Annotated in this window: 2 protein-coding genes and 1 pseudogene; 2 read left to right on the top strand and 1 reads right to left on the bottom strand. The window is 42.0% G+C overall.

Features of this window, described 5'->3' with window-relative positions:
• Positions 1 to 108, top strand: a pseudogene (locus JMX97_RS13535) (IS5/IS1182 family transposase); the annotation flags it as partial.
• Positions 109 to 359: 251 nt separating this feature from the next.
• On the opposite strand, the gene serA reads toward JMX97_RS13535, so the two are convergent.
• Positions 360 to 1,586: a phosphoglycerate dehydrogenase gene (serA, locus tag JMX97_RS13530; RefSeq protein WP_201558942.1), complete on the bottom strand. Its 1,227-nt coding sequence runs from the start codon at positions 1,584 to 1,586 to the stop codon at positions 360 to 362.
• A 460-nt stretch (positions 1,587 to 2,046) separates the two neighbouring features.
• Here serA and JMX97_RS13525 point away from each other — a divergent pair, with 460 nt between their 5' ends.
• On the top strand, positions 2,047 to 3,492 hold the full coding sequence (locus JMX97_RS13525; protein ID WP_201558944.1) for an FAD-binding oxidoreductase: 1,446 nt from the start codon (positions 2,047 to 2,049) through the stop codon (positions 3,490 to 3,492).
• Positions 3,493 to 3,741: the final 249 nt, after the last annotated feature.

Here is a 3,741-nt window from a genome sequence, read left to right as displayed (position 1 = left end):
GCACACTTAAAACGGTTCAGAGCAGTAGCCACCAGATACGATAAACTTAAGCAAAGTTATGAGAATACAGTGGCGCTAGCTTGCGCTTATATCTGGCTTAAATTATGAATGTTCAACAGGCCCTAATGTTCTTCAACTGTGAAGTATACATTATCAAAAATAGACGTCAGTAAAAAAAATGTTAACTTATATCGTAAAAAGTATCTCACATGTAACGGTCCTAACGTGAACATTACTAAAATAAAAAAATAGCAGACAATCCTAAAGATCATCTGCTATCACTTATTTTTCAGCTAATATTAAATAAAACAACAATTGACTGTAGTCAACTTATGGCAGCTAATTTATAGAGCCCAGTTTTAGAACAAAATACGTAAGCGAATGGTCTCTTCGACATCTTTGAGCTGATCGAGAGCAGCGTCGGAGTCGTGATAATCAACGTCCATCATCAAGTAACCCACATCACCTTCAGTCATCAAACTTTGCGCTAGGATATTGATATGCGCCTCAGCGAACAGACGGTTAACCTGTGACAATACGCCCGGTACGTTTTTGTGAATATGTAACAGACGATGGGTACCTTCTTTAAACGGAATAGAAACCTCTGGGAAGTTCACCGCAGTGATAGTATCGCCTTGATCAGAATATCTGACGAATTTTTCTGCTACTTCAAATCCGATATTAGCCTGTGCTTCTTGGGTTGAGCCACCGATATGCGGAGTCAAAATAACATTATCAAATTTACGCAGCGGTGATTCAAACTCTTGATCCGCAGATTTTGGCTCTTTAGGGAACACATCAATCGCAGCGCCTAAGACTTTACCAGACTCAAGCACAGCTGCTAGATCATCAATCTCAACGCACGTACCGCGTGCGGCGTTAATAAAGTAGCTGCCTTCTTTCATTTGCGCAAACTGCTCCGCTTTCATCATGTAACGAGTACTTGCCACATCAGGAACATGCAAGGTGACGATATCTGCTTGCGACAATAGCTCATTTAAGCTACCGACTTGATGGGCGTTACCCAAGGGTAGCTTGGTCACTACATCATGATAGATTACTTTCATACCGAAGCTTTCAGCCAACACTGATAACTGTGAGCCAATAGAACCATAACCGACGATACCGATAGTCTTACCGCGCACTTCATGAGCGTTTTTGGCAGACTTACCCCAGCCACCGCGATGGACAGTAGCATTCTTTTCAGGAATACCACGATATAGCATGATGGCTTCGGCCAGTACCAGCTCAGCGACCGAACGGGTATTCGAAAACGGGGCATTGAAGACCGGAATACCGAACTCACGAGCGGCATCAAGGTCAACTTGATTGGTGCCGATACAAAAGCAGCCAATACCAATAAGCTTGTCCGCGTGTTCGAGTACTTCACGGGTCAGCTGGGTACGCGAGCGAATACCGATAAAGTGAGCGTCTTTAATCTTTTCGATTAGCTCATCTTGATCTAGCGCATGACTGAGGTTTTCGATGTTTTTATAGCCCGCATCTTGCAATATTTTTAGGGCGTTTTCGTGTAAACCCTCAAGCAATAAAAACCGGATTTTATCTTTTTGTAATGATAATGCCATTGAAACCTGCCCTATAACTATTTAATAAATAGTTTGCTATGAGTGAAATTGAACATGGAGCGAAAACTATCCGATTATCTTACACAAAATTAAGCGCCGTTGTTAGAGCACCAGCCTAAATAAATAGTTACTATTTTATACTATGATAACCCGCTTGCCGATCGTCCGCTGCCAGATATATGCTAGCGGTGTGATAATATTCACGTTAAACTACTTTATAATAAAAATGGCCATTATAAATATCCGTTATAAATTCCAGTTGTGAATATCAATGTTCAAAATCAGCTACAAAGAATAGCGGCCCTTCAGTATGTTTTACTATTTATTTACTTAGTATTTGTTTATTAGCTCTTTACGAAAACAATAACTCCGTTATCTATAAGCCATCTCTATATATCGTTTCAAATTAAAAATCGAGACTGTTATGATCGTACCAAAAACCACGACCGGACCAGAAGCCATGACCGCATCAGACACACCTGTCGCTAATACCAACATTCATACCGCCGCCGTTCAAGCCATTCTTGATAGCCTAGTTCATCAACAACAATTTGATGCCACTCAAATCAAAACGGATACCGAAAGCTTAGAACACTGGGGCAAAGACTGGACCAAACATTTTGCCCCTGCCCCTGCTGCTATTGTCTTCCCAAAAACCACTGAGCAAGTGCAAGCCATTGTCCTACTAGCAAATGAGCACAATGTGGTACTTACCCCAAGTGGCGGACGGACGGGTCTGTCTGCTGGCGCAGTCGCAGCAAATGGCGAGATTGTAGTCAGCATGGATAAAATGAACCACATAGGGAAGTTTTATCTCGCTGATAGGCTGGTAGAGATTGAAGCGGGTGTGGTCACCCAGCAACTTCAACAGTTCGCTGAGTCCAAAGACTTATACTATCCGGTCGATTTTGCCTCAGCAGGCTCGAGCCAAATGGGCGGCAATATCGGTACCAATGCGGGCGGTATTAAAGTTATTCGTTACGGCATGACCCGCCAATGGATTATGGGGCTGACCGTTGTTACCGGTAAAGGTGATATCTTGCACCTCAACCGCGGCATGGTCAAAAATGCTACCGGTTATGATTTGCGTCAGCTGTTTATTGGTAGTGAAGGTACATTAGGTTTAGTCACCCATGCACAAATTAAACTTGAACGTCCGCCGCAAGCCTTGACGGTGATGGTACTGGGAATGGACGAGTTCACCGATGTCATGAACGTGCTGTCTGCCTTTCAAGCGCAAATTGACCTAACTGCTTTTGAGTTCTTTGACAGTGTGGCTATTGATAAGCTAATGGCGCATGGACAAGTACAAGAACCATTCGAATCGCGCACCAAGTTTTATACCCTACTTGAGTTTGAAACGCCGTATGAGCCGATTATGGACAAGGCAATGGCGATATTTGAACACTGTATGGAACAAGGCTGGGTGATCGATGGCGTTATGAGCCAAAGCATGGCTCAAGCTGCAGAGCTATGGAAGCTACGCGAATATATTTCGGAAACCATCTCAGTATTCACCCCTTATAAGAACGATGTGTCGGTACTAATCAGCCATGTCCCTGACTTTATCGATGAGATTGATCATATCGTCAGTAGTAATTACCCTGACTTTGAGGTCTGTTGGTTCGGTCATATCGGTGATGGCAATTTGCATTTAAATATTCTAAAACCTGAGAATATGAGTAAAGATGACTTCTTTACTGAATGTCAGGTCGTAAATAAATACGTGTTTGAAACCGTACAAAAATATGGTGGCTCAGTCTCTGCCGAACATGGTGTTGGCATGACCAAGAAGCCCTATCTACATTACAGCCGCAGCGCGACTGAGATTGATTATCTCAAAGACATTAAAAAAGTTTTTGACCCTAATAATATTATGAACCGCGGTAAGATTTTTGATATGTAGATAGAGTATTCTGGGAAAATTGCATAAAAAATGACGCTAAGTGTCAAAACTTGGCGTCATTTTTATGGTGTTCTTTTTATAATGTTATTTTTATACGAGAATTCAGAGGCTGAAAATACTAAGTAACCTCAGTTCGGGATAAGCGAAGAAAAAGATAAAAAAAGAAGTCCTAATACGCTAAAGTAAGTTTACCAAGACAAACGACAGCAAAAAGGACTTCTTACATGGATAACCTAACCGAATTATACT

The organism is Psychrobacter sp. 72-O-c (assembly GCF_904846605.1).
Lineage (GTDB): Bacteria > Pseudomonadota > Gammaproteobacteria > Pseudomonadales > Moraxellaceae > Psychrobacter.
The sequence above is the reverse complement of the archived record's forward strand: the minus strand, read 5'-3'. Positions and strand labels throughout refer to the sequence as shown.

Coding starts and splice junctions, on each gene's coding strand:
- serA (WP_201558942.1), bottom strand. CDS start 1,586: ATGGCATTATCATTACAAAAAGATAAAATCCGGTTTTTATTGCTTGAG.
- JMX97_RS13525 (WP_201558944.1), top strand. CDS start 2,047: ATGACCGCATCAGACACACCTGTCGCTAATACCAACATTCATACCGCC.